At 52.3% G+C, this 20,793-nt stretch carries 33 protein-coding genes and 1 tRNA gene; 30 read left to right on the top strand and 4 right to left on the bottom strand.

Annotated elements, in window-relative coordinates; translation table 11 throughout:
• Positions 1 to 476: 476 nt before the first annotated feature.
• The 16 genes from DYU11_RS21205 to DYU11_RS21135 all read left to right on the top strand — a co-directional run bounded on the left by DYU11_RS21205 (position 477) and on the right by DYU11_RS21135 (position 7,041).
• Positions 477 to 707 carry a hypothetical protein gene (locus DYU11_RS21205; RefSeq protein ID WP_147367999.1) on the top strand — a complete coding sequence of 77 codons (231 nt, stop codon included), beginning with the start codon at positions 477 to 479 and terminating at the stop codon, positions 705 to 707.
• Between the two features lie 6 nt (positions 708 to 713).
• Complete coding sequence (locus DYU11_RS21200; RefSeq protein WP_119669729.1) at positions 714 to 950, top strand: hypothetical protein; 237 nt, start codon at positions 714 to 716, stop codon at positions 948 to 950.
• A gap of 141 nt (positions 951 to 1,091) precedes the next feature.
• Positions 1,092 to 1,373, top strand: a complete 282-nt coding sequence (locus DYU11_RS21195) for a hypothetical protein (protein ID WP_147367998.1) — start codon at positions 1,092 to 1,094, stop codon at positions 1,371 to 1,373.
• Between the two features lie 10 nt (positions 1,374 to 1,383).
• Positions 1,384 to 1,761 carry a hypothetical protein gene (locus DYU11_RS21190; protein WP_147367997.1) on the top strand — a complete coding sequence of 126 codons (378 nt, stop codon included), beginning with the start codon at positions 1,384 to 1,386 and terminating at the stop codon, positions 1,759 to 1,761.
• Between the two features lie 343 nt (positions 1,762 to 2,104).
• Positions 2,105 to 2,196 (top strand) — tRNA-Met (locus tag DYU11_RS21185).
• A gap of 505 nt (positions 2,197 to 2,701) precedes the next feature.
• Complete coding sequence (locus tag DYU11_RS21180) at positions 2,702 to 3,421, top strand: hypothetical protein (protein ID WP_147367996.1); 720 nt, start codon at positions 2,702 to 2,704, stop codon at positions 3,419 to 3,421.
• Positions 3,422 to 3,453: 32 nt separating this feature from the next.
• Complete coding sequence (locus DYU11_RS21175) at positions 3,454 to 3,738, top strand: hypothetical protein (protein ID WP_119669725.1); 285 nt, start codon at positions 3,454 to 3,456, stop codon at positions 3,736 to 3,738.
• A 9-nt stretch (positions 3,739 to 3,747) separates the two neighbouring features.
• Entirely contained in the window at positions 3,748 to 4,146 is a 399-nt protein-coding gene (locus tag DYU11_RS21170; protein ID WP_147367995.1) for a hypothetical protein, read from the top strand.
• A 6-nt stretch (positions 4,147 to 4,152) separates the two neighbouring features.
• Positions 4,153 to 4,593, top strand: a complete 441-nt coding sequence (locus tag DYU11_RS21165; protein WP_119669723.1) for a hypothetical protein — start codon at positions 4,153 to 4,155, stop codon at positions 4,591 to 4,593.
• Positions 4,590 to 4,940: a hypothetical protein gene (locus DYU11_RS21160; RefSeq protein ID WP_119669722.1), complete on the top strand. Its 351-nt coding sequence runs from the start codon at positions 4,590 to 4,592 to the stop codon at positions 4,938 to 4,940. Before DYU11_RS21165 ends, DYU11_RS21160 begins: the two co-directional genes overlap by 4 nt.
• A gap of 16 nt (positions 4,941 to 4,956) precedes the next feature.
• Complete coding sequence (locus tag DYU11_RS33030; protein WP_158600337.1) at positions 4,957 to 5,121, top strand: hypothetical protein; 165 nt, start codon at positions 4,957 to 4,959, stop codon at positions 5,119 to 5,121.
• A gap of 11 nt (positions 5,122 to 5,132) precedes the next feature.
• Complete coding sequence (locus DYU11_RS21155; protein ID WP_119669721.1) at positions 5,133 to 5,447, top strand: hypothetical protein; 315 nt, start codon at positions 5,133 to 5,135, stop codon at positions 5,445 to 5,447.
• On the top strand, positions 5,440 to 5,805 hold the full coding sequence (locus DYU11_RS21150) for a hypothetical protein (RefSeq protein WP_119669720.1): 366 nt from the start codon (positions 5,440 to 5,442) through the stop codon (positions 5,803 to 5,805). The genes DYU11_RS21155 and DYU11_RS21150 overlap by 8 nt, the downstream gene beginning before the upstream one ends.
• Positions 5,789 to 6,148, top strand: coding sequence for a hypothetical protein (locus tag DYU11_RS21145; RefSeq protein ID WP_119669719.1), 360 nt, complete (start codon positions 5,789 to 5,791; stop codon positions 6,146 to 6,148). The genes DYU11_RS21150 and DYU11_RS21145 overlap by 17 nt, the downstream gene beginning before the upstream one ends.
• An 18-nt stretch (positions 6,149 to 6,166) precedes the next feature.
• Positions 6,167 to 6,553: a hypothetical protein gene (locus DYU11_RS21140; RefSeq protein ID WP_119669718.1), complete on the top strand. Its 387-nt coding sequence runs from the start codon at positions 6,167 to 6,169 to the stop codon at positions 6,551 to 6,553.
• Between the two features lie 32 nt (positions 6,554 to 6,585).
• The gene (locus DYU11_RS21135; protein WP_147367993.1) at positions 6,586 to 7,041 is read left to right on the top strand and encodes a DUF6011 domain-containing protein; all 456 of its coding nucleotides are present in this window, start codon (positions 6,586 to 6,588) and stop codon (positions 7,039 to 7,041) included.
• Between the two features lie 108 nt (positions 7,042 to 7,149).
• Here DYU11_RS21135 and DYU11_RS33320 read toward each other — a convergent pair whose 3' ends face one another.
• From DYU11_RS33320 to DYU11_RS33020, 3 genes are all read right to left on the bottom strand, one after another.
• Complete coding sequence (locus DYU11_RS33320) at positions 7,150 to 7,614, bottom strand: hypothetical protein (RefSeq protein ID WP_158600336.1); 465 nt, start codon at positions 7,612 to 7,614, stop codon at positions 7,150 to 7,152.
• Positions 7,615 to 7,684: 70 nt separating this feature from the next.
• Positions 7,685 to 8,308 (bottom strand): T9SS type A sorting domain-containing protein, encoded by a 624-nt coding sequence (locus tag DYU11_RS21130; protein ID WP_119669716.1) that lies wholly within the window; start codon positions 8,306 to 8,308, stop codon positions 7,685 to 7,687.
• Between the two features lie 11 nt (positions 8,309 to 8,319).
• Complete coding sequence (locus tag DYU11_RS33020) at positions 8,320 to 8,973, bottom strand: T9SS type B sorting domain-containing protein (RefSeq protein WP_147367991.1); 654 nt, start codon at positions 8,971 to 8,973, stop codon at positions 8,320 to 8,322.
• A 442-nt stretch (positions 8,974 to 9,415) separates the two neighbouring features.
• On the opposite strand from DYU11_RS33020, the gene DYU11_RS33315 reads away from it, so the two are divergent.
• The 4 genes from DYU11_RS33315 to DYU11_RS21110 all read left to right on the top strand — a co-directional run bounded on the left by DYU11_RS33315 (position 9,416) and on the right by DYU11_RS21110 (position 11,878).
• On the top strand, positions 9,416 to 9,601 hold the full coding sequence (locus DYU11_RS33315) for a hypothetical protein (protein ID WP_158600335.1): 186 nt from the start codon (positions 9,416 to 9,418) through the stop codon (positions 9,599 to 9,601).
• A 361-nt stretch (positions 9,602 to 9,962) separates the two neighbouring features.
• Positions 9,963 to 10,550 carry a hypothetical protein gene (locus DYU11_RS21125; protein ID WP_147367990.1) on the top strand — a complete coding sequence of 196 codons (588 nt, stop codon included), beginning with the start codon at positions 9,963 to 9,965 and terminating at the stop codon, positions 10,548 to 10,550.
• Between the two features lie 73 nt (positions 10,551 to 10,623).
• A complete protein-coding gene (locus DYU11_RS21120; RefSeq protein WP_119669714.1) occupies positions 10,624 to 10,965 on the top strand; it encodes a hypothetical protein in 342 nt (113 codons plus the stop codon).
• Positions 10,966 to 11,401: 436 nt separating this feature from the next.
• Entirely contained in the window at positions 11,402 to 11,878 is a 477-nt protein-coding gene (locus DYU11_RS21110; protein ID WP_119669712.1) for a hypothetical protein, read from the top strand.
• A 69-nt stretch (positions 11,879 to 11,947) separates the two neighbouring features.
• Here the strand turns inward: DYU11_RS21110 and DYU11_RS33310 are convergent, their stop codons facing one another.
• A complete protein-coding gene (locus tag DYU11_RS33310; protein ID WP_158600334.1) occupies positions 11,948 to 12,106 on the bottom strand; it encodes a hypothetical protein in 159 nt (52 codons plus the stop codon).
• A gap of 265 nt (positions 12,107 to 12,371) precedes the next feature.
• On the opposite strand from DYU11_RS33310, the gene DYU11_RS21105 reads away from it, so the two are divergent.
• From DYU11_RS21105 to DYU11_RS21060, 10 genes are all read left to right on the top strand, one after another.
• Complete coding sequence (locus tag DYU11_RS21105) at positions 12,372 to 13,880, top strand: S49 family peptidase (protein WP_119669711.1); 1,509 nt, start codon at positions 12,372 to 12,374, stop codon at positions 13,878 to 13,880.
• Positions 13,881 to 13,954: 74 nt separating this feature from the next.
• Positions 13,955 to 15,049, top strand: a complete 1,095-nt coding sequence (locus tag DYU11_RS21100) for a hypothetical protein (protein ID WP_119669710.1) — start codon at positions 13,955 to 13,957, stop codon at positions 15,047 to 15,049.
• 112 nt (positions 15,050 to 15,161) lie between these two features.
• Positions 15,162 to 15,581, top strand: coding sequence for a hypothetical protein (locus DYU11_RS21095; RefSeq protein WP_119669709.1), 420 nt, complete (start codon positions 15,162 to 15,164; stop codon positions 15,579 to 15,581).
• Positions 15,582 to 15,674: 93 nt separating this feature from the next.
• Positions 15,675 to 16,205 (top strand): hypothetical protein, encoded by a 531-nt coding sequence (locus DYU11_RS21090; protein ID WP_119669708.1) that lies wholly within the window; start codon positions 15,675 to 15,677, stop codon positions 16,203 to 16,205.
• Between the two features lie 7 nt (positions 16,206 to 16,212).
• Positions 16,213 to 16,413 (top strand): hypothetical protein, encoded by a 201-nt coding sequence (locus tag DYU11_RS21085; RefSeq protein WP_119669707.1) that lies wholly within the window; start codon positions 16,213 to 16,215, stop codon positions 16,411 to 16,413.
• Positions 16,414 to 16,475: 62 nt separating this feature from the next.
• On the top strand, positions 16,476 to 17,114 hold the full coding sequence (locus DYU11_RS21080) for a hypothetical protein (protein ID WP_119669706.1): 639 nt from the start codon (positions 16,476 to 16,478) through the stop codon (positions 17,112 to 17,114).
• A 31-nt stretch (positions 17,115 to 17,145) separates the two neighbouring features.
• Positions 17,146 to 17,898, top strand: coding sequence for a DNA adenine methylase (locus DYU11_RS21075; protein ID WP_119669705.1), 753 nt, complete (start codon positions 17,146 to 17,148; stop codon positions 17,896 to 17,898).
• Positions 17,899 to 17,977: 79 nt separating this feature from the next.
• A complete protein-coding gene (locus DYU11_RS21070; protein WP_119669704.1) occupies positions 17,978 to 18,211 on the top strand; it encodes a hypothetical protein in 234 nt (77 codons plus the stop codon).
• A gap of 12 nt (positions 18,212 to 18,223) precedes the next feature.
• Entirely contained in the window at positions 18,224 to 18,856 is a 633-nt protein-coding gene (locus DYU11_RS21065) for a hypothetical protein (protein WP_119669703.1), read from the top strand.
• Positions 18,822 to 20,597 (top strand): hypothetical protein, encoded by a 1,776-nt coding sequence (locus tag DYU11_RS21060; RefSeq protein ID WP_158600333.1) that lies wholly within the window; start codon positions 18,822 to 18,824, stop codon positions 20,595 to 20,597. Before DYU11_RS21065 ends, DYU11_RS21060 begins: the two co-directional genes overlap by 35 nt.
• Positions 20,598 to 20,793: the final 196 nt, after the last annotated feature.

Here is a 20,793-nt window from a genome sequence, read left to right as displayed (position 1 = left end):
TTGTGCTATACAGCACAAATATTCGTGATGATTACTACAAAAACAAGTAATGGCTATTACCATTTTTTGTAATGGTTATTACCAATTTATGCAACGGGCGTTACAAAACAGTAGGTGTTATGCGGAAGCAACCGACAATCAATCCCAGCAAGAATGCGCTGTGGGCTGCTTACAGGTGCGCGGCTCCTATGCTGCGGGCCGAAATTATCCTTGAGCTTAAAAAGATAGGTCTGTTTCGCTACTGGTGGGAAACTGCTAGTAAGGCTGATTATGACCTACGAATGGCTAAAGCTCCTTTGAGAGATGTCTTTGTTAGGCTTATGCCCGAGTCAGCACCCATGTTTGGTTTAAAGGCACCCTCAAAGCCTCGCAAATCAGCCCCTGAGAACGGGACGCTGAGCCTGTTTAACTAGCCTTTAAGCCAGTACATGTTTATGGCCTCTATAAATACAGAATTGCCCATGGGTTACTACAGCATGATAGCACCTGGTGTGCTGATCAAGCTGGTGAAAATAGCTGGGGCGTACGACGGTGGGAGCGAAACCCAGCTTCGGGAGAACCTCACCGAGCTGCTGCACTGCGTCGTGCGTCAGTACCACCGCCTGTCTGAAGCAAATATGGAAGATAAGCCGGTAGTGCTTAACCTTACCGCGAATCAACGGTCAGAACAAGCCATTGACGCCATTCGGCAGGCAAACCCTTTATAACGCACCATGACCACTACTATCGACACCGAACGCGCCTGGCTGGAGCGAATTGAAACCAGCAAAATCGTAGGCATCTGCCTGCTGGACGAAGACGGCCGGTTGGTGCAGCGCCTGGACGATGACCCGGCCCTCAGGGATGCCCTAGCCGAATACCAGACACAACGCATCCGGGAGCTGGTTCGCTCGGAGCGGCCGGGCCGCTCAACTGAACCTGTTACCTATCCCATTCTGGAAGCGCTATGATAACCCGGCTACTTGACTTTGCCAGCCTTCACAGCTACGAACTGCGTCTTTTGATCGCCCTGGGGCTGATTCTGCATGCCATCGTGATGATCTTGCAAATCTGGCGACCTAGACCTAAACAACCGTTAAACCTTTAACTATATGGTCACTCTAGCCCAAATGCTCGCCAGTTTTTCGGCGGACGATTTGATTTCCACCGACCATCAGGCGTTGAGCAAAGCCGAACGCTGGCAGCTCATCGACCAGATCGACGCCCGCATCGATCGTTTCCAAACCCTGGAAAAGATGTCCTTCCCAGGTAGCCTAACCGAAGCGGAAGCTCGCAAAACGCTGCAGGCCCTGCGGCTGAAGCGGTTCACGGTCTGGAATAGCTTCTACCCAAAGTTTAACACCCTTATCCGGATCGGCTGCCATGCAAATTGAATTCGAGACGATGAGCGAACTGCTCGAGGAGGGTTACCATCGGATGGTTTATGAGCACTTTGGCGTGGATGAGGAATTCGGCCGACGGATACCAAAAATTGCAGATGGGTTGACCCGCTACGTGGAGTCGCTCCTGACAGCCCTTATTCAATCAGGCGATGAGAGCAAAATGCATGAGTGCTACCTGCTGAAGGAAGCTTTCAGGCTGATCGATGAGCACGTAAAGCCCCAGACCATCAACCAGCTTGCTTATTGCACGTTCGTTACCAGTACAATCCTGTCTACACTCGCTCCCATGCTGCACGACCGTGCGGCCATGATCCGCGAAGAGCGATTCCAACGCCTACAAAATCACCCAATCTATGGAAGCAACACCGCAACAGCTTGAAGAGCTGATCAGGGACGTACGTCTTATGCGTGAGGCCCATCGGACCGCCGAAGCGGAAACGATATTTCCGGACGAAGTCAGGCCTGGCACTTAGCGAGGCCCGCAATCTGGAGATCCGAGTAGACAAAGCCCTGGAGAAGCTGCCCCAGGCAGAACAACCCTGCCAGGCTTCGCTATTCGGATAAGGACTTGCGGCCGAGGCAGAAGCGGTCGCAGGAAGCGTACAAGAGTAAATGATCGATTGTAAAGCCTGTCGGTCTGGCCGCGTCCCGGCGGGGAACCGCACGGTGGCCTGATCCGGGCCGACAGCTTCAAATCTAGCAGAACGCGCCTAATTATACAAAGCGGGGTGGAGCAGTAGGTAGCCGCTTCGGCGGTCCGATCGTGGGTCTCATAAGCCCGAGGTCGCCGGTTCGAGTCCGGCCCCCGCTACCAGCAGTCGACAGAGCGTCGGCTGGCTTGAAGTCAGCGCTGGAGGGTAGTCCCCCCAGGCTGATCCGGTTCTATCATATTTACAACATTCATGATACACATCCACTCGCCCCCTTAGTTCCGCGGACCATATCGCCCCAGGATGCCGGGCCTGAGTTGCAAATCAGGCCTGTGAGGAATCGTACGCGCATCCCGTACCTGCAATGTCGCTGAAAAAAATCAAAATCAGCGCCTGGCAGGATAACTATTGCCCTTACTGACCACCTTTTTTTTGGCCCCGGCTATGCAGTTATTCGGTTAGGGTAGAGTATGTAAAAAAGTTAGTCCCGGTTAGTCCAAGGTCTCAACTGTTGTCAACCTTGGTTAACGGTTAACTAAGTTAGGAGCACGCGAAAAAAAATCGAAAAACGGCCCCCGACTTATCCACATATCAACACGCGGCACAAGTCAAATACGGGCTCCTAGCGCCCCGCGCAACGTCCGCTATCAATTGTAATTAACACCGTCTATGATGAATCAACCGGCGACTTACGCCCGCAGACCCAATACCGGCTCACCCAAATTTGAAGCCGATCCCATCGGAAGTACGTATCGTTGGGAGCTGTATCTGACCCCTGGTCATCCCCTGAACAAAGTAGGCCTGATGGACGGCTATAGCAAGGGTATGGGCTTTGAGAATCCAAATAAGGTGGTGCTCCTGCACCGGAAGCTCATGAACCCGTTGCTGCCGTATCTCACGCGTTGTGATGCCATTCTGGTTTTTGAGAACAACAAAGCCCTGCCCAAGGAATACCACAAGAAACTCATTGAGCTGCGCTCAAACGATTTCAAGACGTTTGACTGGGTACAGAAGGACACGTTCCTGAATCAGTTTCTGAATGCTTATTACACCGAATTTATTCAAACCGGCACGATGCCACCGGTGGAGGATCGGCGTAAGAACGTACGGAAGGCGGAGTATATGGCTGAGCTTGATCACAGCAAGTACACCTTCAAGACCCTGGAGGAGTTAACCCAGTTTTGCCAGAGCCGATATGAGAAGTATTCGGCCACGTGCATGAACGATTGGTTTGCCAAGCACGCCGACTTTCAGCCTGAGCTCTTCAACGCGGACATCGAGAATGCGCTGATTCATCAGGTGCACAGCTCCCCGACCCAGGAAGGCGCTCAGCTGGCCATCGATCAGTTGAATAAGATGTACGGCAGGCATCCGTCAAGCCGAAAATAAAATTTTATATCTACTACAAAACCCCAACAAGTATGAAACCGCAATTCATTGCCCTACTCGTGTCTGTTGAGACTAGTTATAGCATGATGCTGATTAATGTGGCCGAAATTGTCACAATAACCGGTCTTTATGACAAAGGGACCGAGATTAGGCTGAAAGACGGTCGCGTATTGCGCTCCCTGCAACCGTTTGCCCAGATTCTTCCGATGATTACAGATGCATCTGCCATAGCCCCATCAGCAATGGGTGCTTATAGTCAGGAAGCAGAATTGCTAAATCCTTCCACTCGTTCATTTCCGGGAAGTGAACAGTCTTGACTAACGTATATGTTGAGGCTGAAGGTGTTTCCGTCTGAGATCCGAGTGCTGATCAATTTTCTCAGGATCTGCACCGGTGATTGCCACCGACTTTCCCTGGCTGACCAGCCCCTTAGCATGCTGGTGCTGCGGCCGTATCTGGAGAGCTGGAATACGCAGCGCCTGCTGGTCTGGCGGACCCGAAATCCGCTAAAGGCTTACAATCTACGTATACCGCTACCCGTTGCCAAAGCGCTTTACCAGGAGATGCTGGCCACGAACCTGACGGGCTATGAGCAGGATCTCCTGGCCCGGCTCGACCAGGCAATGGTAAACTACCGGCATCCAAGTGAACCTTACCTGTTAGGCGATCTGGCGCCAATTCGGCCGCTTGTGGGTCAGGCTGTTTCTCGAACGATTTATCCCTAAAGCATCATGATACTAAATCTGTTTTCGTCCTGGGAGCTACGTAACCGCAAGCGTAATGTCAATACGTGGAAGTGGTATAATTGGCTGCCTGAAGCGGGACTCCTAACTCAGGAGAATATGATCTTGGGCTATAACCTTGACCGTTCCAAAAAGCCTAACTGTCGTTATGATCCAGACCGGCTTTATTGTTTGGCTAGTGGTAGCATTCTGTATATCCAGGCTATTAATCACCCGACCGAGGAAGCGTTAGTTTACTCACCTTTTCTTCCGGATGCACATTGGATCAAAGACAATTGGTATTTGGTCGATATGTTCGATTTGTCGCCGGTTACCATGTACGGTTTTGATGAACAGGCATTTCGTGATAAGCATCCTGAAAAGCCTTGTCCATACATAGTCGAATGGGGGCTTTACGTCAAAGCCTATAACAATATGGTATCAGCATGAGCTCGCTTAAAGACTTCCGCCACGAAATACTCCGAAAATTCAATGCCGGTACACCGGTATCGATACTCGGCTTCTACGGCCTGTTTTCAACGGGATTGCTGATCAAGGTTCGCGCCGGCCTGGAGCGTGACCACGATGCGGCCTGCGCGGGCGATCGCAGCCGGCCACCGGTCGAATGGATTACGGAACGAATACGCATCATCAACCTGGTCCTGGAGGATCGGGAGGCTCAGCGGCCCCGCACGGCCGAGGAGAAAGTCTGGGACCGGGTTGAATCGGGCCAGGCCCGCACGGTTAAACGCTGGAATGTTCACGTCTGGCGACGTAATCAACAATCAGCAACATAACACACCCCCTTTTTTCATGGAAACCAATGATTCGCAGGTCCCCTTGCTGGACCTGGTACTCGGCCTTATTGTCTGTATTGTCGTCGTAGCCATCGGCTTTTGCCTGCCTATTGGGCAATTGAACTCCTCGGATGAGGATAAGGATCGAGATTTTGATTCCCATTTCTATGACCACATGTAACCCTTAAAACCATGCTTCAAACCGCTCAAATCGCCGATAAAAACGGCACGATTACCCGGGAGGTGCCGGCAGCCACCTATCAGATTTCTCGGGAGCAGTACCTGGCAGCCGTTGGCGTCGACTACCCGCCAGATCCTAAAGGTCTCGATGGTGGTGGGCAGGTCGAGTGGTGGCTGATGGGTCGCTTCGAAGACCTGGGCTTCATCATGCAGTGCCAGCTCCGCAATAGCCTGATGATTGACAACTGGGATTTTGCTACGTACCCGAACCCGTATGTGCTGTGCGGGGATATTCTTCATTCTTCTCCCAATTCGACCAATGAGTAATCAAGAAAATCCGACCCCCCCGGCCGAGGAGGCCTCAGTAACCAAGCGGGACGACATCGTGCCCATCGCGGCCGTACACCTGCCAAAAGGACCTAACCGGCAGCAGCGACGAACCCTGTACACTCTGCTGGGTACGTTCGACTCCGATCACGGCCGGGCCCAGGTGCTGGCCAACAAACGCGACGGATCACTGCTGTTTGTGATGCCCGACGATTCGATTTATACCATCAACCGCGACATCGCCTTCAACCAGATTTTCAGCTACTGGGAGCTGAAAAAAGACCTGGCCAGTGACCCTGCCAACCAAAACGATGCTGGCCACTCACTCACCGACACTGGGCATGAAAAAGAAGACTAAAGAACCCACAAAACGCCAACCGCCTGGGTCTGAGGAACGGGCCGTTAAGGCCAACTTCACGGTAAGCCGGGAAAGCGAATCAATCGACGATGAGTATCAGCAGCGGTATCGGCAACTGGTCACTAAAGTGCTTGAACTCACTTTAGACAGTGGCTTTGACGCATTCATTTTAACCGTTCAGGAGGCTCAGGAGCCGCATCGGCTGTCGACCGCCATTGGCACCAACGATCCGATTACAGCCATCAGCATGATGAATTCGACAACGAATGTGATGGCCCAGTTCATGCGCCATACTGGCGCTTTACCCGATATAAATTTGACCGCTCCTGGCGGTATTTCTTAACGCTTAAACGCCTAGTTCATGGAATCTCAGAACCCCAATCCGTTTTCTCTCGCGCAGTACATTCTGTTCAATCCGGAAAGCAAGTCAGACCTGGCCATGTACACGAGCAACCCGGCGGCCGGTGAGCTGATGATCAAGCTGCAGCTCTACTTTGCCGAACTCGTGCTAACCAATACGCTGCGCAAGCACGTGGAGGCTAATTTGAACGATCACACGACCCTGCACCGGCTAATGGCCCAGAAGGCCGATGAGCTTTTGCCAGGTGATACAATAGGGGATCTGCTAGCCAAACATCACGCCGTCTGCCGAATCGTCGACAGCATCTTCAGTACGACCAAATCGATGATACGTGAAAAGAGCCGGGATAGTGTTGATGACCTGTTCGAAATGCTCAGGCGTAAATAGCTAATCCACTGTTCATTTCCCTGTACAGCACCATGGCAAATTGTGCAATCTGCGGCCGGCCGCTTACTAACCCGGCCAGCGTTCAGCGAGGAGTTGGTCCCATCTGCGGTGGGCGCAGCTACATGAGCCGGATCATGAACCGGTTCGGCCAAAGCGGCTACGGCTGGAGCTCCCATGACGAATGGGAAAAAGCCAACGAACCCTGCTACTCATGCCGGCACTTCACGATTCCGGCCGAAAGCGAAGAAATCACCGAAGGAAACAAACGGGTAGTAACGATGAAAAATCGCCGGGCCGACTTTGACAAGGATGCCATCGGTGGATACTGTGAGGTGCTCAAAAAGCTCGTCGACGGCAACGTCCTGCGCCGGCGGTCGGCCTGCCAAGGTGATGGTTATTACGCCCGCAAGAGTGAAGACGAGCAGCCTAAAGTGGGCCTGCTGTACATGGGGGATGGGCAGATGGAGTTATTCGAATTTAGCCCATAAAAAGTATGGGAAACAGACCTAAATTACAACGCAAAGTTTTTAATGAATTAGCGATCACCTAGCATTTAGAAACTAATACCGGCTTAATCAACCAAGATAAACTTTTCTTTATCGAGTTAGTACGGTGATCGCACCACCAGTACCAGTTGTTAAAAACTTAGGGTTATCACAGTGATCGGTTTGAAGCGCCAAAATTACGCCCACCTGCCGTTCAAGACGATCTGCGACATAAAGTATAAGCGAGTCACCAATTAGCGTATAAGCCCTGCGAGTAACTGGCTCATCTTCTATTTTATAACCTAACAATGAATCTGGGTCTAACATGGTCATGTCCGCATTGAGGGTTATACGTCCTGAATAATTGGTACTCCCCCCGCGAGCATTCAGCAAACGAGTGGTTGTGCATTTCCATGATCCAAGTATTTTCTTATCCAAGGAAGGGCAACTTGGAGTAAACACTGGTGGAGTGCTGGGCCTCGGTGGGTCTGGTAATACAGGTTGAGATTCAGGTATTGGGTATAATTCCATGCACGAAACCATTCCCACAGCCAGTAAGGTTACTATTGCTTTCATGACAAACATGGATAAAGCAAAACGAGTAGCAGACAGTTCTGTCTACTCGTTTTGCTTTGAAATTGTTTAATCAACGACTAATCAGTACACGGACTTGCTGGGGTGTTGGCTCGTCTTCGTAATGTACATGAACATAATAGACACCTGGATCAAGGTTAGATGTACTCATCACATACTGACTTGAAGATAGTTGATCTTTTGGAACCGAACGGATGGCGATCGAAGACTTCTCGCTGAATAGCTCAACTTTTGTTGGTACCTTCTTTGATTCTTGTCCTTCTAAACGGATCGTTAAATCATTTGCTGATGGATTAGGATACACAGTCACATGAACGGTTGACTTTCCGACAGGAACTTTCTTGAAGTTGATGGCAGCATAACCTAATTTACCTGTCTTCTTATCTTCAACGAAAACCCGGTATTGTACATCTTCTTCGTTTAGCAAGGCCGTTACTTGGCCGGTTGACCTATCGCTAATGATGTATTGCGGCTCTGAAGCTCCCCATGTATACGTATAGTCGCCACTCCCATCCGGGACAACTGCCTTCAAGGTTCTGTATTCAGTGCGGACCTTTGAGTTGGCTTCTGGTTTATATTCAATTTTGCCGGTCGTAAGTAAAACCTTCAAGTTTTGTGACCAAGCCATGCTTTGTACTGCAAAAAGCAGACTGAGAGTAATGAGAATGTTTTTCATGATCAGTTGACTTATCTAAGTAAAGTGACATTCGTAAAGTATTCCTGAGAGTTAGTACAGTTTTGTAGTCTAACATAAGTATAGAAATAGGAGCCGCTGGCGTAGCTGCCTCCATTCCAAGTTGCTTGATTGCCTAGAATACCATCTGTTTGGCCTGGGTTTGCGTAAAAATCTGAGTTAAACGCTTGTACCATGCGCTGTTGACTCCACACTCCTTCAATATGTGCGAAGTAGGCGTTCAGGGGAGCGTTTCGTTGGTTTGGGTCTGCGCCGGCAGGTCCCCAGGTATCGTTAATGCCATCCCCATTGGGCGTAAAAACGTTCGGAACGAATACATTAAACGGCCCGCGGATAATTTTATTTACCGCTACATTGACTGAACGATTGAAATCGCCAGTTACATTATCCGTAACAAAAACATAAGCAACACTATTGTTATCACAAGTGATTGTGATAGAGTTAGATGTATTATTAGGCGGTGTACACGAGTTCGTAGTTCCCCATGTGTAACTGTAGTTGCCTGAACCGCCCGAAACGTTGGCTGTTAAAGTCCGAGTGCAAGTGCTCGGACTATTATCTGGGCCAGTGATACTAATTGTTAGCTGAGCCTTTGCTGTCAATTGACAGAGCCCTAAAGCTAGAAGGGTAAAAAAAGCGTTTTTCATGAAGTTTGTTTGATTAAGTTATTGAATATATACGTTAATAATTATAACAATATTAAAACTATTAGCTTAGTATACAATATACTTAATGTTAAATAATTAATAAAATTTATAAATAATAAACTTTAAATTAATTGATGGTAACAAAAATGAGATTCACTCTCAACGTAGCAGTGGGCATTATACAGTCCCTGTTGTTGAGTTGACCCATTGTAGTATGACCGGGTGGCTTAGATGATCAATCCCACAACCGAATGATGCCTGGCTTGTACAGAATTATCACAGCTCTATTTGACTTCTGGTTGATAAATTCATAAATTAACAGGTAGCTACTATCAGCGCTTAATGGACAAAATGATGAGCGTTAGCCTAAAGACTCGTCTGACTTTGGTAGAGGGAATTTATCAGCCATGTGATTTCTTGTGTTCAACTAAACTTTTGTATCATGGAAAACGAATCGAATGCTGAGCAAATAGAGTTGTTGAAAGCGTTGCAACGGGATTTGGCTACCGCCCTTGCTGACTTGAAAATGATAAAGAATCATTTTGGCATCAGTGCTGTGCCCCCACCACCTCCTGGACCGTCTCCCCTGCCACCTCCCGGTCCATCGCCCGGAGAACCGATTATGTAAACCGCACTGGGTATCTCTGCTTCATATCCGCCTCCACCGTGCTAGGTACGTGGTGACTATGTTAGTGATTGGAAAAGCTGGATCCCGCTGAGGAATGGGGGTAATGATAATTATCTTTTTACAAGTGTAACACCTCAGTATTAAAGCTAAGTACAAAATTTTAAATTGAATTTTAACCTGATACACTCACTAATTGCATAGGTTGAAATCCTGATTTTTTGCGCAGAAAAGGCCTTCTTACGGCTGATTCCTTTATTAAACGGAGAAACAGAAAAATTTATGTTCCTACGTGGTAACATGGATTTAAAATATCTTTAGGAAACTCTTTATCTTTCGTAGTTGATCCGTATTTCTCCGTAACATGCACTTTTCTGATCCCGTACTTTTTGAACTTCCGGTTTTACCCCGGGTCAAAAAGTACATCGCCGTCAAGCTTCAGGACGCTGCCGGTAACCCTCAACCTATGTTGGTCTCCGCTCATTGTGAGGGCGCAGGCTTAATGCTCTACATGTTAGCTCAGGCACGCAAAGTTTGTCTCTGGAGTGGCACGCACAGTCGCCCTGGTTCACACCGGGGACCCAGATCAGGAGGGCTGCGAATTTTAACCCCCGAGGATTTCACCGCTGATATCGGGGTTGGCATTTGTAAATTTCATCCCTCACGCCACCAGTACCTGCTGAACATCGCTGAACTGAACGTATTTTCCAATTTCGTGGATTACATCATCCTCAACGAGATGGTTTGCTACTGCGAAGCCGCTCCGGATGAGTTACCTATGAAACGCATTAAGCAGTTCACTGATCGCTACGACTTTTCGGAAGACGAGCTGTCAGAACATAGTCTACGGCAGGTCTACCTTCGTCACCGCAAAGGGATAGGCGGCCATGAGTTTGACGTGGAAATCAGCCAACAGCTGCATTTTCAGCCAATTACGGCGATGGCGGCTTAATGCGTCATCGCGGGTGTCGCGGTACTGATCATTCACGGCCGGTAGGTTTAGTTCACGCTAAACTACCGGCCGTATGGATGATTCAGGTAAATCGATTGTAGGCATTATTGTCCTGCTATTTATCGTCTTTGTTATCGTCGAATCCATTTTTGGGCATACCCGCTACTGCCCGGGCACCGTGCAAGGGCACGTATATAATCCCCCGTACTACGAAAACAAAACCTACCACTCGGCCGAATTTCACCTGCTGGTGTACGTAGCCAATCCTGAGCACGTAGCCAACGTGGAAACCTCAATCCTCAACTACGTCAAATACCAGGATGGCGACCAGGTAGTGGTAGGAGAGCGCTGCGGCCGGTGGACCGGTCGTGCCTGGGTAAACTGGATTGCTGATAAAAACGCCACGGATTACTAATTTCTATACTGTATGCTAGCCTTGAATTAGAAATGGAAAACCTGTCGCCAGGCAAAAACCCGTGGCTAATCATCATTGGGGGAGCAAACGGATCGAGCCATTCGTTTCTAGCGGAAAGTCTGCTTCAGGCGCAGCAAATCTTAGCCGACACTTTACTGATAACGTTTGAGGAGTGCCGGGCATTTGCCTCAGCTGTCGAGAAGGCTTTTCCAACTGCAAGCTTGGATGAGCTTCGCCAACTTGCAAAGCCCACAAAGGAACAGGTTGTTCTGGACAGGCAGGAAACGCCCAAACACCCGCCCCACTATAGACGCAGGAACCGTGACAAACGGCCAGTACTGGGTAAAGCGGATTATACCATTAAACGTCGATAAAATTAGTTGCGTCATCGCGGGTGTCGCGGTGCAGGCCTGCGATCATGGGCAGTTTTGAACCCATGACGGACCTCTACTTCATCGGTGGTAATAACATAGGCGGCAACGACCTCGTCCGCTTTGTGCCGGTGGTGGGCATCGCTTCTATGCCCATCCCGGCCACCGACGGTCCACTTTCCGACCCTGTTCTATTCAAGCTGGGCTATACCTGGTTTACTTTATACGGGACGCAGGGCACCAAAAGTTACGTGGAAGATGAGCAGGAAGACGATAACGGCCCCGTCTGGTCGGTATCGATCTCGGTGTTTTTCCCGGGTGATTCAGCCCTGGTCCGCGGCCAGCTGCGGGAGATGAGTGATCACCGCTTTGTCGTCGAGGTGCAGGATAACACTGGCCTGTGGCGACGCGTAGGCACACTCACTGAGCCCCTCACGTTCAAATATCGATTCACTACGGGTGATCAGCCCGGCGATCGGCGCGGTTCGACCATTACCTTTTCGGGTAATCTGCTCAGGCCGGCCCCAATCATCAGTCAATAACTAACAAAGATTTTTGGATTTTCATACAAATTTGATCAGAAAGCCAGGTGTCGCTGACGCATGGCTTTTTTATTGCTCCAGCAGCCAGCCGGAATGAACCAGGTCGCTCACAAAACGATCGTGGCTGTCAGTACTTAGTAGCTGGCCACTAAAATCTTGGAATTTAACGGCGAAGTCGCGCATAAAGAGCTCATCGGAAAAATTGAGCGTGGTGCGGGTATTACCCATCAGGTAATAGACCAGTCGGACCGCCGATGCGGTCGCGGGGCGTTTGGGCAGGCAGGGCGCGAAGGGCTCCTGGAATTAGATATGGCATACGGTGACGGCCCCGACGGATCGAAGCGAAGGTTACGATGGTAGCATTCTTTGAGGTTAGGCGATTAGGCGCGGCCGACCAGTACGCCGGCCTGGTAATGCAAGTTACACCGAAATCCCTAAACGCGTCATCGCGGGTGTCGCGGCTGGCCTAGGGCCAAACCGGGAGCTTCGGGCTATGAATCGGCACTTCCGACAGCTTTCGGCGCTCCTGCGACACGATTGGGCGATTGATGAAAGCTTTGCAGCTAGTCAATTGCCCCTGATCAATGCGTACCTCGACGGTACGTTTGCCGGCTCCATGCTCGTGGGCGACGATGAGCAGCGGCCCATTGGGTATGCGCTCACGCCCAAAACCAAAATCTCCTCCTCTGGCCGTACTCGAATTTCGGCGGGTGACCTGATTCGCTATCAGAAGGCTGCCGCTGAATCCGGCCGCGCCAGTGCCAGTCATTCGGCTGGTCTCGTCTTCGACGATCCGGACATCCCAGCCAACAGCGTAGCTATCATCGACGTGCGCGGGGCCATCATGAAGGAAGGCTTCTGCGGATCGTACGGTACGGAAGACTATACCCGGGAACTGCAGGCGGTCTACGCCAATGACAGTTTGCTGGGTGCGGTGATTCTTGTCGATTCAGGGGGTGGGCAGCTGAGCGGAACCCCTACGTTCTACGACACGGTTCGTAACCCCGTCAAGCCCACTGTCGTGCTCGTTAATGACGGCATGATGGCGTCGGCCGCCTACTGGCTGGCGTGTGGTGCTGACTACATCCTGGCTTCCCAGCCCACCGACCAGATCGGCTCGATCGGCGTTTTCTGCCGGCTGCGCGACTACAGCGAAGGCCTCAAGAAAAATGGCATTAAGGAAATCACCGTCTATGCCCCCCGCTCGAAGGACAAAAACAAACCGTACCGGGATGCGCTCAAGGGCGATACCAAACTACTGGAGCAGGAGCTGAACGAGTCGGTTGCTCATTTCGAAGCGGCCGTCCGCCAGGGCCGGGGTGACAAAATCCAGGCCACTGAGGAAGATGAGCCCTTCACCGGCAAGCTGTATTCAGCCGAGGATGCCCTCGAGATGGGCCTGATTGACGGCTTCGGCAATCTGAATACGGCCATCGACAAAGTCATCGAACTCGCCGAGGCTCAATCCAACCCGGCTGGCCAAAAAAACACGAAAGCCAGTTCAACTACCCCTGATTCTTCGCCGGCCTTAGCGGATACTGATCCGACCGAGCCGGCTCCTGATACCGCTCCAGCTTCTGCTGAGGGCGCAGAACCAACCCCAACCAATCAAACCCAAGACGACATGTTTGGCAACAAACACAAGAACCTGACGGCCCTCGCCGGCCTGGAGGCTTCGGCCATTACGGACGAGCAGTTGAATGCTGCCAACACCGAACTGGATGGCCTCAACATCAAAGGCGTGCGAGTGATCTCGACGACCTATCTGCAGGAAGCTGAGCAATCGGTAGCCAACCTGGCCACGGCTCAAGCGCAAATCACAACGCTGACCGAAGAGCGCGATCGCTTCAAGGAACAGGCCGAGAAATTCGGCAACCAGCCGGGCGTGGTGCCTACTAAAGTGCAGAAAACCGAAGAAGCGCTGAGCGACGACCAGGTCATCTACATCTCCGACACCGACGCTGAGCTGGCCCGCGAGAAGGCTAAGCTGAAAGGCAAATAACCCGGCCCCCAGGAAACACCCGGCGGCCGGGTTTAGGCCGCACTACCCATTGTAACTCAGACAGCTAAAGGAAAGTGGCAACTGTAACCCAACAAAACGACATCACCGCGATCGGTAACTACGCGGGGACGTATGAACGGCAGATCCGTCTGTCGGTGTTCAACGGTCTTGACATCGTCAATGACCTCAACGTCGTGCGCAACCTGACCGCACCACGCAACCTCCCTAAATACGCGGCTAACGACGGTTTCCGGCCCCTGGATACGTCGATCGTCGATCCGTCAGGCCTGGCTGGCAAGTTCAGCATCCGTAAGCTCGTGCCGCGGGTCGGCATGAAGATTTTCCGCATTGTACCGGAAGAGCTCCGCAAGACGTACCTCTCTGAGGGCCTCTCGCCAAACGCCAAAGAGTATCCGGGTGGATTTGCCGAGTATTACTGGGCCGAGCAGATCAAAAAACTGCAGTCGGAAATCAACGACAACAGCTACAACGGTATCGATTCGGAGGACATCCTGCCGTATGATGCCGGCACGGCCTACACGGTGGGCTCAACGCTGCTGTACGACAAGGATTACTTCGAGGTGGTAACGGCAACTACGGCCGGCCAGACACCGGTGAGCCACGCGGCTAAGTTTAAGAACATCAATAACAAAGCCGTTGCCAAAGGCCCCGGTACGATCATTAAGGAGGTATACGCCACCCTGCCCGCCCGCAACAAGATTGCTACGGGTACGATCGACCGCACCAACGCCTTCCGGAAGATCACTGACTTCTACCTGGGTATCCCCGAGGAGATCCGGGCGCTGGGCGGCATCATCCGCTGCAGCCGCGGGGTGTACGACGACTACTGCCAGAACCTGCTGACGACGTTCACCAACGGTACTGACTTCATGCAGGTTGTCGACGCGTCGGGCAAGAAAATGTCGGGCATGTACATCTTCGGATCAGACGGTCTGTGGATTCTCAAGCCTCAGTCCTGGATGCGTGGTTCGCGCCGGCTCTTTACCGACGTGAACCGGAACCTCTACGTAGGCACTGACCAGACGGCCGACTTTAACAGCCTGGGTCAGATCGTACCGTTCCTGCACGGCTACACGACGGTGATGAAGATGATCCTGGCCTTCAACTTTGCCGACCTGGATCTGCTCTTCGTCAACGACCAGGAGTAAATCACCATCTCCTGCACCGACCGACTATTCCTAAACCGAACCCAACGCCAGGAGGCCAGGCAAAATGCCTCCTGGCTAACCCCTAACCCGCCGGAACCCCGGTACGCCTACCATGGCCGAGCAAGACAAAGACAAAACCATCGCTGAGCTTCAGAAAAAAGTCGAAACGCTTGAAAAAGAACCTTCAGTGGTCAAACTGGTAAAAGAGGACCTGACGAAAGCAGAAGCTCAGGTGGCTGAGCTGAGCCGGCAGGTGTCGACTCTGAAAAACGTAAATGAATCGCAGGCTGCTGCCCTGGGTGAAGCGGCTACCATCATCGATGAGCTCAAGCAGAAGCTGGCCGACAAGGAAACGACATCGGTAGAAATTCCGACCGTATCGGTGGGCAAAGAGACCTACGAACTGCTCACTGATTTCAGCTGGAAAGGTCAGGAGATTACCATCGATGTACTCCGCGAGGACGCCAAACTAGCTGCTGAACTGGTCAAAGAGGGCGTCAGCACCCTGCGCAAAGTCATCAAGAAAAGCTAAACAAAGCCGCCCTTTTGGGAGCCTGGCGACAACGTATAGGCTCCCCAAACGGGGGTTTTGTCTACCGTAACTTACACTAGACAGCTAACGAACGTGCCACTCGATTACAAAGACCTGCTGGGCCCTGAAGGTACCGAGGTCAACATGGGCGGTGTTGCCCAGATCTGCTATTTTGCCCGCATCGACGACATCAAGACGTTTGCTACGCCGGCCGCTGCGCCGGCTAACCAGTACGTGTTGACGACGCCCCACGTGATGAAAACCGGCAAGCTTTTTCACAAGCTGTACATCACCCAGGACACTGGTGAGGTTGACTTCGGCTCGAACGGTGAGCAGGACGGCATGAGCTTCAAGCCGACCTTCAAAGCCTTCTATCCGGGCATTACCGATGACGCCCTGCAGTTCATCAACGACATCAAGAACGACAAACTGTTGTTCATCGTCGAATTGCCCGACGGCAAGATGCTGCAGTTGGGATCGGCCCGCTTCTTCTGCACGGTGAAGCCCAACTTCAAAACCACGACCACGTCGGGTCGCGGCCGGGGCACTGAACTGGAGATTACCTGCTTTACGCCGTACATCTATGTCTACGCTGCCGCCGTCCCGCTCACGCCGGGCGTCTAAATCCGCTATGACGAAGGCAAAACCGTATCAAATCGTCGGCCTGGTTTTGGCCGACAGCATGCCGATCAAGTTCGCCGGGCGGGATTTCGACCTGGCGGACTTGTCGGCCGAGGAACTGGCTTTCCTGCTGCAGTATCCTGAGCAGGTGCCCTACCTCAGACTAACGAAAACAGCAGTCGTGACTGGTTCTGACCAGGCCGATGCTTAAGGTGGTGTTAATGGCAAAAAAGCCCGGTTTTGCCGGGCTTCTTTGTTAAAAAGCCCTGTCCCATGCAAGACACTCTTGATGAGCTGGCCGCCTGGCTGGATGCTCCCAAATACGAAGTTGGCGTCATGCTCTACGAGAAACACCTGGGTACGGGTTTCTTGCTGGCCATGCTCAAGAAGGGACCCGATGACTATAACCGGCAGAAGCTCCGGGAAGCCCTCGAGGCTAAGCACGAGCAGCTGTCGGCCGAGCACCAGGCGCGTCAGTCGGCCTACCCACAACCCCTGGTAAGCAGTTTGGAGCAGGCGAAACGGCTGATGGATGAACGCACGATTCTGAAGGAGCGGATGCGTAATCAATTTAACTCGGGGGTCACTGAAAGCGAGGAGCTGAAGGGGTGGGCGTTTCGAATCCTGGCCATTAAGGATGAGCTCGACACCATCTACGGCCGGCGAAATTTCTACGACCAACATGGCTATCTACCCGAAGTGGCGGCCGTCGATGCGGAACTGGCTCCGGAAGAGCTCGTCACGCGTCGACTCACGCTACGGACGTACATCACCCGCTATTCTAAAAAGCTCCGGGGGGCGCTTTCAGAAGAGCAGATGCAGACGTACACCCAAAAGCTGGCGCAGTACCAGTCTGAGTTGCATACCATTGAGATGCAACTGGATGCGCTAACCAGGATTGGATCAACTTAAAATCAATCGATAACTAAACCCAATTAAGCCAATGATCCTGACTCGACCAGGAAACAAACGGCGAATCGCCGAGAAAATCCATCCGCATTTTCCCGACCACGACTTGTTCATCGACCTGTTTTTCGGGGCCGGTGGTATGTTTTTCAACAAGCCCCGGGCCAAGCACAACATCGTCAATGACTACGATTCGGAAGTCTTCAATCTGTTTGACGTCATCATCCACCGTAAGGAAGAGCTGGCCCATTTTTGGGAGCAGATGCCCATCCACGAGGATCTGTGGAAGTACTGGAAGCAGCACACCGAAAGCGATCCCATCCGGAAAGCCGCCCGGTTTCTGTTCTTCTCGAATTTCAGCTTTATGGGCCGCATGACGACCCTGAAGTTTGACAGATCAAATACCTACTGGCTGGTGCTGATGCGGCTGAAGGAGGTGCAGCAGCAGCTGCAGGGGGTGCAACTCATGAACTGCGATTTCCGCCAGGTCATCAGCCGCATCTCGCTGCGGGATCGGTACGCCGAAGCGGGGGGTAACAAAAAGGCCTTTATCTACGCCGATCCCCCGTACCTGGATACCAAAGGTGGCAACTACGAAGCCTTCACCAAGAAGGATTCCATCGATTTGTTCGACTGCCTGGTGGCTTCCAACTGCCGGTTTGCGATCTCTGAATTTGATCACCCGTTCATCCTGGAGCTCGCCCGGGGGCGAGGCCTGAACGTGATTGAAATCGGTGAGCGTCAGAACATGAAAAACCGGCGAACTGAGATTCTGATCACCAATTATTAGGCCGCCTTACAGGGCGGCCGTTCGAGCTATCCACACTCCATGTGCTGAGTGTGGATAGTTATTAAAATCCGTAACCTGTATGGACTTAAAACCAGACCTGATTACCATCGACCTCGACGACGAGGACGAGCCGGTATTGATTTTCACCCACAAAGAGGTTAGCCCCGACATTGAGCAGAAGCTCCTCGGGGCGTTCGTGCGCAAAGTGGCCCGCCAGGGTGTTGAGCTGCACCTGGTCAAACGGTATCCCGATGCTAATGATACTGATAAACCGAACTGGGTTTATCACCTGCGGGCGAAACGTGACGAGTAACCGCATCCAGCTATGACGACTGACTTAGCACCGCTGGATGACAAAACGGGTCGTGAGGATAAATTTGACCTCATCCTGCGCTGGGCCCGGGACACCCGGGCCGAAGACGACCCCAAGAAAATTCAACTGCCGGCCGACCTGAAGCTGCAGTTCGATCGGTGGCAGCTCATCTTTGGGCTGCTCAATACGGGTAAGTACGCAACAACTACCCAGCAGATCAATGCCGTCCTGCAGGCCATTCCGGGCATTACCAGCCGCACGGCCCGCAACTACCTGGCCGACACCAAACGCTTCTTTTCGGTACTGGAGGCTCCTAACCTGGCCTTCGAAAAAGTATGCCTCATTGAGGAGCTGAAGGATGACATGCGCCTGGCCAAAGAACGTGGGGATTTGAAAGCGCTGGCCAGCTTCCGCAAGATCTACACCAAACTCATTGGGGCCGATAAGGAGGAGCAGCCGGTCGAGAATACGACGATTCTCAACATCATCAACTTCAACCCCGAACAACTGGGTGGCCAGGTCATTAGCGACGAGGCACTGGAGACCATGATGGAGAAGCTGCTGGCGGCCGACAAGAAAAAGCAGGAGGACCTTTTTGACGATTACGAAGATGTCAGCAGCAACGCCCCAGAAGACCCTGCCTAAGAGCTACCGAATGGATGATCTGTTGGTCGACGATTTGTCGGCCGCGGCTCGTCTGGCCGGCGTCGATCTGAACGCCCTGGGCCTGTCGGACGATGTGCGCGTCATCAGCAAGCATTACAACAAGCCCCAGATGCGGAGCATGCTGGTCGGCGCTAACGAAGAGTATGCCGTCTGGGGCCGCGGTACCGGTAAGTCCGAAGGGCTGATTGCCCCCAAAACGTTCCGCAACGTCGAGGTCATGCCCAGGAGCCATGGTTGCTTCGTGGGCGCTACGTATCTGCAGCTGCTGGAACGTACGCTGCCGCCGGTTATCAAAGGCTGGGAGCAGATGGGCATGGTCCGCGGCCGGGATTTCTGGATCAGAGAGCGCCCTCCCAAAAAGCTGGGGATTAAACAACCGATCGTTGGGCCCCTGACGGCCGAGCACTGCATTTTTTTCAAAAACGGGGCCGTGGCCAGCATGGTCAGCCAGGACCGGCCTGGTTCGGCCAATGGTAAGACCGTGCACTGGATTGCGGGCGACGAGGCCAAATTCCTCGATAAGCCCAAGCTCGATAACGAACTGCTGATGACCAACCGGGGCGATGAGCGCTTCTTTGGTGGCATTCCCGAGTTTCATTCCCTGCTGTTTTGTACCGACATGCCGACGTCGAAGTCGGCCATGTGGATTCTGGAGGAAGAAAAGCGGATGAAGCAGCAGTGGAAAGATCTGGGCTTCGACCGCATTCAATTTATTCTCTCGATTCGGGCCAACATCTACGCCCTGTACGAGAAACTGCTGGTGTATCCGGCCCGGCGCAATGCCATCCTGACGGAGATTGCTGAGCTGCAGCAGCAGTGGAATAAAGCCCGGATCAATACAGTCTTTTTCTCAGAAGCCTCGACGCTGGACAACATCCACGGCTTTGGGGCGAAAAACATTGCCCGGCTCCGCGAAAAGCTGCCTCCGTTCATCTTCGATACGGCCATCCTGAACCGGCGGCCCTTTCTGTCGGAAAACCCGTTCTATCCCGATCTCGACGATTGCCACTTCTATGATCTGATCGATTACGGGTTTGTCAATTCGCTGAATACGGATCAGTTTGGTAAGGGCCTGCTCGACGATTCACGCAAGGACCTGGACGTCGATAAGTACCGGCCCCTGGATGTAGCCCTTGACTATGGCGCCAAGATCAACACCCTGGTGGTAGGTCAGCCTTCTGGCCGGGAGTATCGAATGCTTAAGGAGCTATACGTACGTACACCCGAGCGGGTGCAGGACCTGGCCAGGTTGTTCTGCCGGTACTATAGGCATCACCCAACGCGTACAGTCAACTACTTCTATGACCACACGGCTATTGGTACCTCACCCATCAGTGACGTATCGGCCATGGAGGTGTTTGCTGATTACCTGGGCCGTGAGGGCTGGAACGTCGAGCATCAGTATATTGGCCACACCCCGACGCCTGAACATCGATATGAGTTGTGGGGACGTGCCCTGCGCGGTGGGGATGCCCAGATCTACCGGGCGATGTTCAACCGGGAGAACACCGAGTTCCTGCGCATCAGTATGCAGCAGGCCCAGATCAAGCAGGGCTCGCAGCGCTTCGAGAAAGATAAGAGCGACGAGAAGAATCTGAGCCTGGATCAGCGGGAGACCACGCACTTCTCCGATGCGGTGGATACGCTGCTCACGGGTGCCCACATGCTGCATAAGTTCGGCTCGAGCGGAGACACCTTCGACAGCCTATTCGGCCGTTAGACAAGCACAATCTGAGGTTCAAAGAGGGGTTGGTCATCAGATCAACCCCTCTTCATTTACCGCCCCATACCCCACCCCCTGTGCAATTGCTTTTCTCCCCAGTGCGCGGCATGGAGGGCATCGTGTGGCAGAGTAATGTTTATTTTCAAATATGCCGGATAACTGCCTGTTTTTCAGTAGTACACCGTCGATATTT

Source organism: Fibrisoma montanum, assembly GCF_003583365.1.
Lineage (GTDB): Bacteria > Bacteroidota > Bacteroidia > Cytophagales > Spirosomataceae > Fibrisoma > Fibrisoma montanum.
The sequence above is the reverse complement of the archived record's forward strand: the minus strand, read 5'-3'. Positions and strand labels throughout refer to the sequence as shown.

What these genes read in the sequence shown, in the direction of transcription:
- DYU11_RS21205 (WP_147367999.1), top strand. Translation starts at nt 477, where the DNA reads ATGATAGCACCTGGTGTGCTGATCAAGCTGGTGAAAATAGCTGGGGCG.
- DYU11_RS21200 (WP_119669729.1), top strand. Translation starts at nt 714, where the DNA reads ATGACCACTACTATCGACACCGAACGCGCCTGGCTGGAGCGAATTGAA.
- DYU11_RS21195 (WP_147367998.1), top strand. Translation starts at nt 1,092, where the DNA reads ATGGTCACTCTAGCCCAAATGCTCGCCAGTTTTTCGGCGGACGATTTG.
- DYU11_RS21190 (WP_147367997.1), top strand. Translation starts at nt 1,384, where the DNA reads ATGAGCGAACTGCTCGAGGAGGGTTACCATCGGATGGTTTATGAGCAC.
- DYU11_RS21180 (WP_147367996.1), top strand. Translation starts at nt 2,702, where the DNA reads ATGATGAATCAACCGGCGACTTACGCCCGCAGACCCAATACCGGCTCA.
- DYU11_RS21175 (WP_119669725.1), top strand. Translation starts at nt 3,454, where the DNA reads ATGAAACCGCAATTCATTGCCCTACTCGTGTCTGTTGAGACTAGTTAT.
- DYU11_RS21170 (WP_147367995.1), top strand. Translation starts at nt 3,748, where the DNA reads ATGTTGAGGCTGAAGGTGTTTCCGTCTGAGATCCGAGTGCTGATCAAT.
- DYU11_RS21165 (WP_119669723.1), top strand. Translation starts at nt 4,153, where the DNA reads ATGATACTAAATCTGTTTTCGTCCTGGGAGCTACGTAACCGCAAGCGT.
- DYU11_RS21160 (WP_119669722.1), top strand. Translation starts at nt 4,590, where the DNA reads ATGAGCTCGCTTAAAGACTTCCGCCACGAAATACTCCGAAAATTCAAT.
- DYU11_RS33030 (WP_158600337.1), top strand. Translation starts at nt 4,957, where the DNA reads ATGGAAACCAATGATTCGCAGGTCCCCTTGCTGGACCTGGTACTCGGC.
- DYU11_RS21155 (WP_119669721.1), top strand. Translation starts at nt 5,133, where the DNA reads ATGCTTCAAACCGCTCAAATCGCCGATAAAAACGGCACGATTACCCGG.
- DYU11_RS21150 (WP_119669720.1), top strand. Translation starts at nt 5,440, where the DNA reads ATGAGTAATCAAGAAAATCCGACCCCCCCGGCCGAGGAGGCCTCAGTA.
- DYU11_RS21145 (WP_119669719.1), top strand. Translation starts at nt 5,789, where the DNA reads ATGAAAAAGAAGACTAAAGAACCCACAAAACGCCAACCGCCTGGGTCT.
- DYU11_RS21140 (WP_119669718.1), top strand. Translation starts at nt 6,167, where the DNA reads ATGGAATCTCAGAACCCCAATCCGTTTTCTCTCGCGCAGTACATTCTG.
- DYU11_RS21135 (WP_147367993.1), top strand. Translation starts at nt 6,586, where the DNA reads ATGGCAAATTGTGCAATCTGCGGCCGGCCGCTTACTAACCCGGCCAGC.
- DYU11_RS33320 (WP_158600336.1), bottom strand. Translation starts at nt 7,614, where the DNA reads ATGAAAGCAATAGTAACCTTACTGGCTGTGGGAATGGTTTCGTGCATG.
- DYU11_RS21130 (WP_119669716.1), bottom strand. Translation starts at nt 8,308, where the DNA reads ATGAAAAACATTCTCATTACTCTCAGTCTGCTTTTTGCAGTACAAAGC.
- DYU11_RS33020 (WP_147367991.1), bottom strand. Translation starts at nt 8,973, where the DNA reads ATGAAAAACGCTTTTTTTACCCTTCTAGCTTTAGGGCTCTGTCAATTG.
- DYU11_RS33315 (WP_158600335.1), top strand. Translation starts at nt 9,416, where the DNA reads ATGGAAAACGAATCGAATGCTGAGCAAATAGAGTTGTTGAAAGCGTTG.
- DYU11_RS21125 (WP_147367990.1), top strand. Translation starts at nt 9,963, where the DNA reads ATGCACTTTTCTGATCCCGTACTTTTTGAACTTCCGGTTTTACCCCGG.
- DYU11_RS21120 (WP_119669714.1), top strand. Translation starts at nt 10,624, where the DNA reads ATGGATGATTCAGGTAAATCGATTGTAGGCATTATTGTCCTGCTATTT.
- DYU11_RS21110 (WP_119669712.1), top strand. Translation starts at nt 11,402, where the DNA reads ATGACGGACCTCTACTTCATCGGTGGTAATAACATAGGCGGCAACGAC.
- DYU11_RS33310 (WP_158600334.1), bottom strand. Translation starts at nt 12,106, where the DNA reads ATGGGTAATACCCGCACCACGCTCAATTTTTCCGATGAGCTCTTTATG.
- DYU11_RS21105 (WP_119669711.1), top strand. Translation starts at nt 12,372, where the DNA reads ATGAATCGGCACTTCCGACAGCTTTCGGCGCTCCTGCGACACGATTGG.
- DYU11_RS21095 (WP_119669709.1), top strand. Translation starts at nt 15,162, where the DNA reads ATGGCCGAGCAAGACAAAGACAAAACCATCGCTGAGCTTCAGAAAAAA.
- DYU11_RS21085 (WP_119669707.1), top strand. Translation starts at nt 16,213, where the DNA reads ATGACGAAGGCAAAACCGTATCAAATCGTCGGCCTGGTTTTGGCCGAC.
- DYU11_RS21080 (WP_119669706.1), top strand. Translation starts at nt 16,476, where the DNA reads ATGCAAGACACTCTTGATGAGCTGGCCGCCTGGCTGGATGCTCCCAAA.
- DYU11_RS21075 (WP_119669705.1), top strand. Translation starts at nt 17,146, where the DNA reads ATGATCCTGACTCGACCAGGAAACAAACGGCGAATCGCCGAGAAAATC.
- DYU11_RS21070 (WP_119669704.1), top strand. Translation starts at nt 17,978, where the DNA reads ATGGACTTAAAACCAGACCTGATTACCATCGACCTCGACGACGAGGAC.
- DYU11_RS21065 (WP_119669703.1), top strand. Translation starts at nt 18,224, where the DNA reads ATGACGACTGACTTAGCACCGCTGGATGACAAAACGGGTCGTGAGGAT.
- DYU11_RS21060 (WP_158600333.1), top strand. Translation starts at nt 18,822, where the DNA reads ATGTCAGCAGCAACGCCCCAGAAGACCCTGCCTAAGAGCTACCGAATG.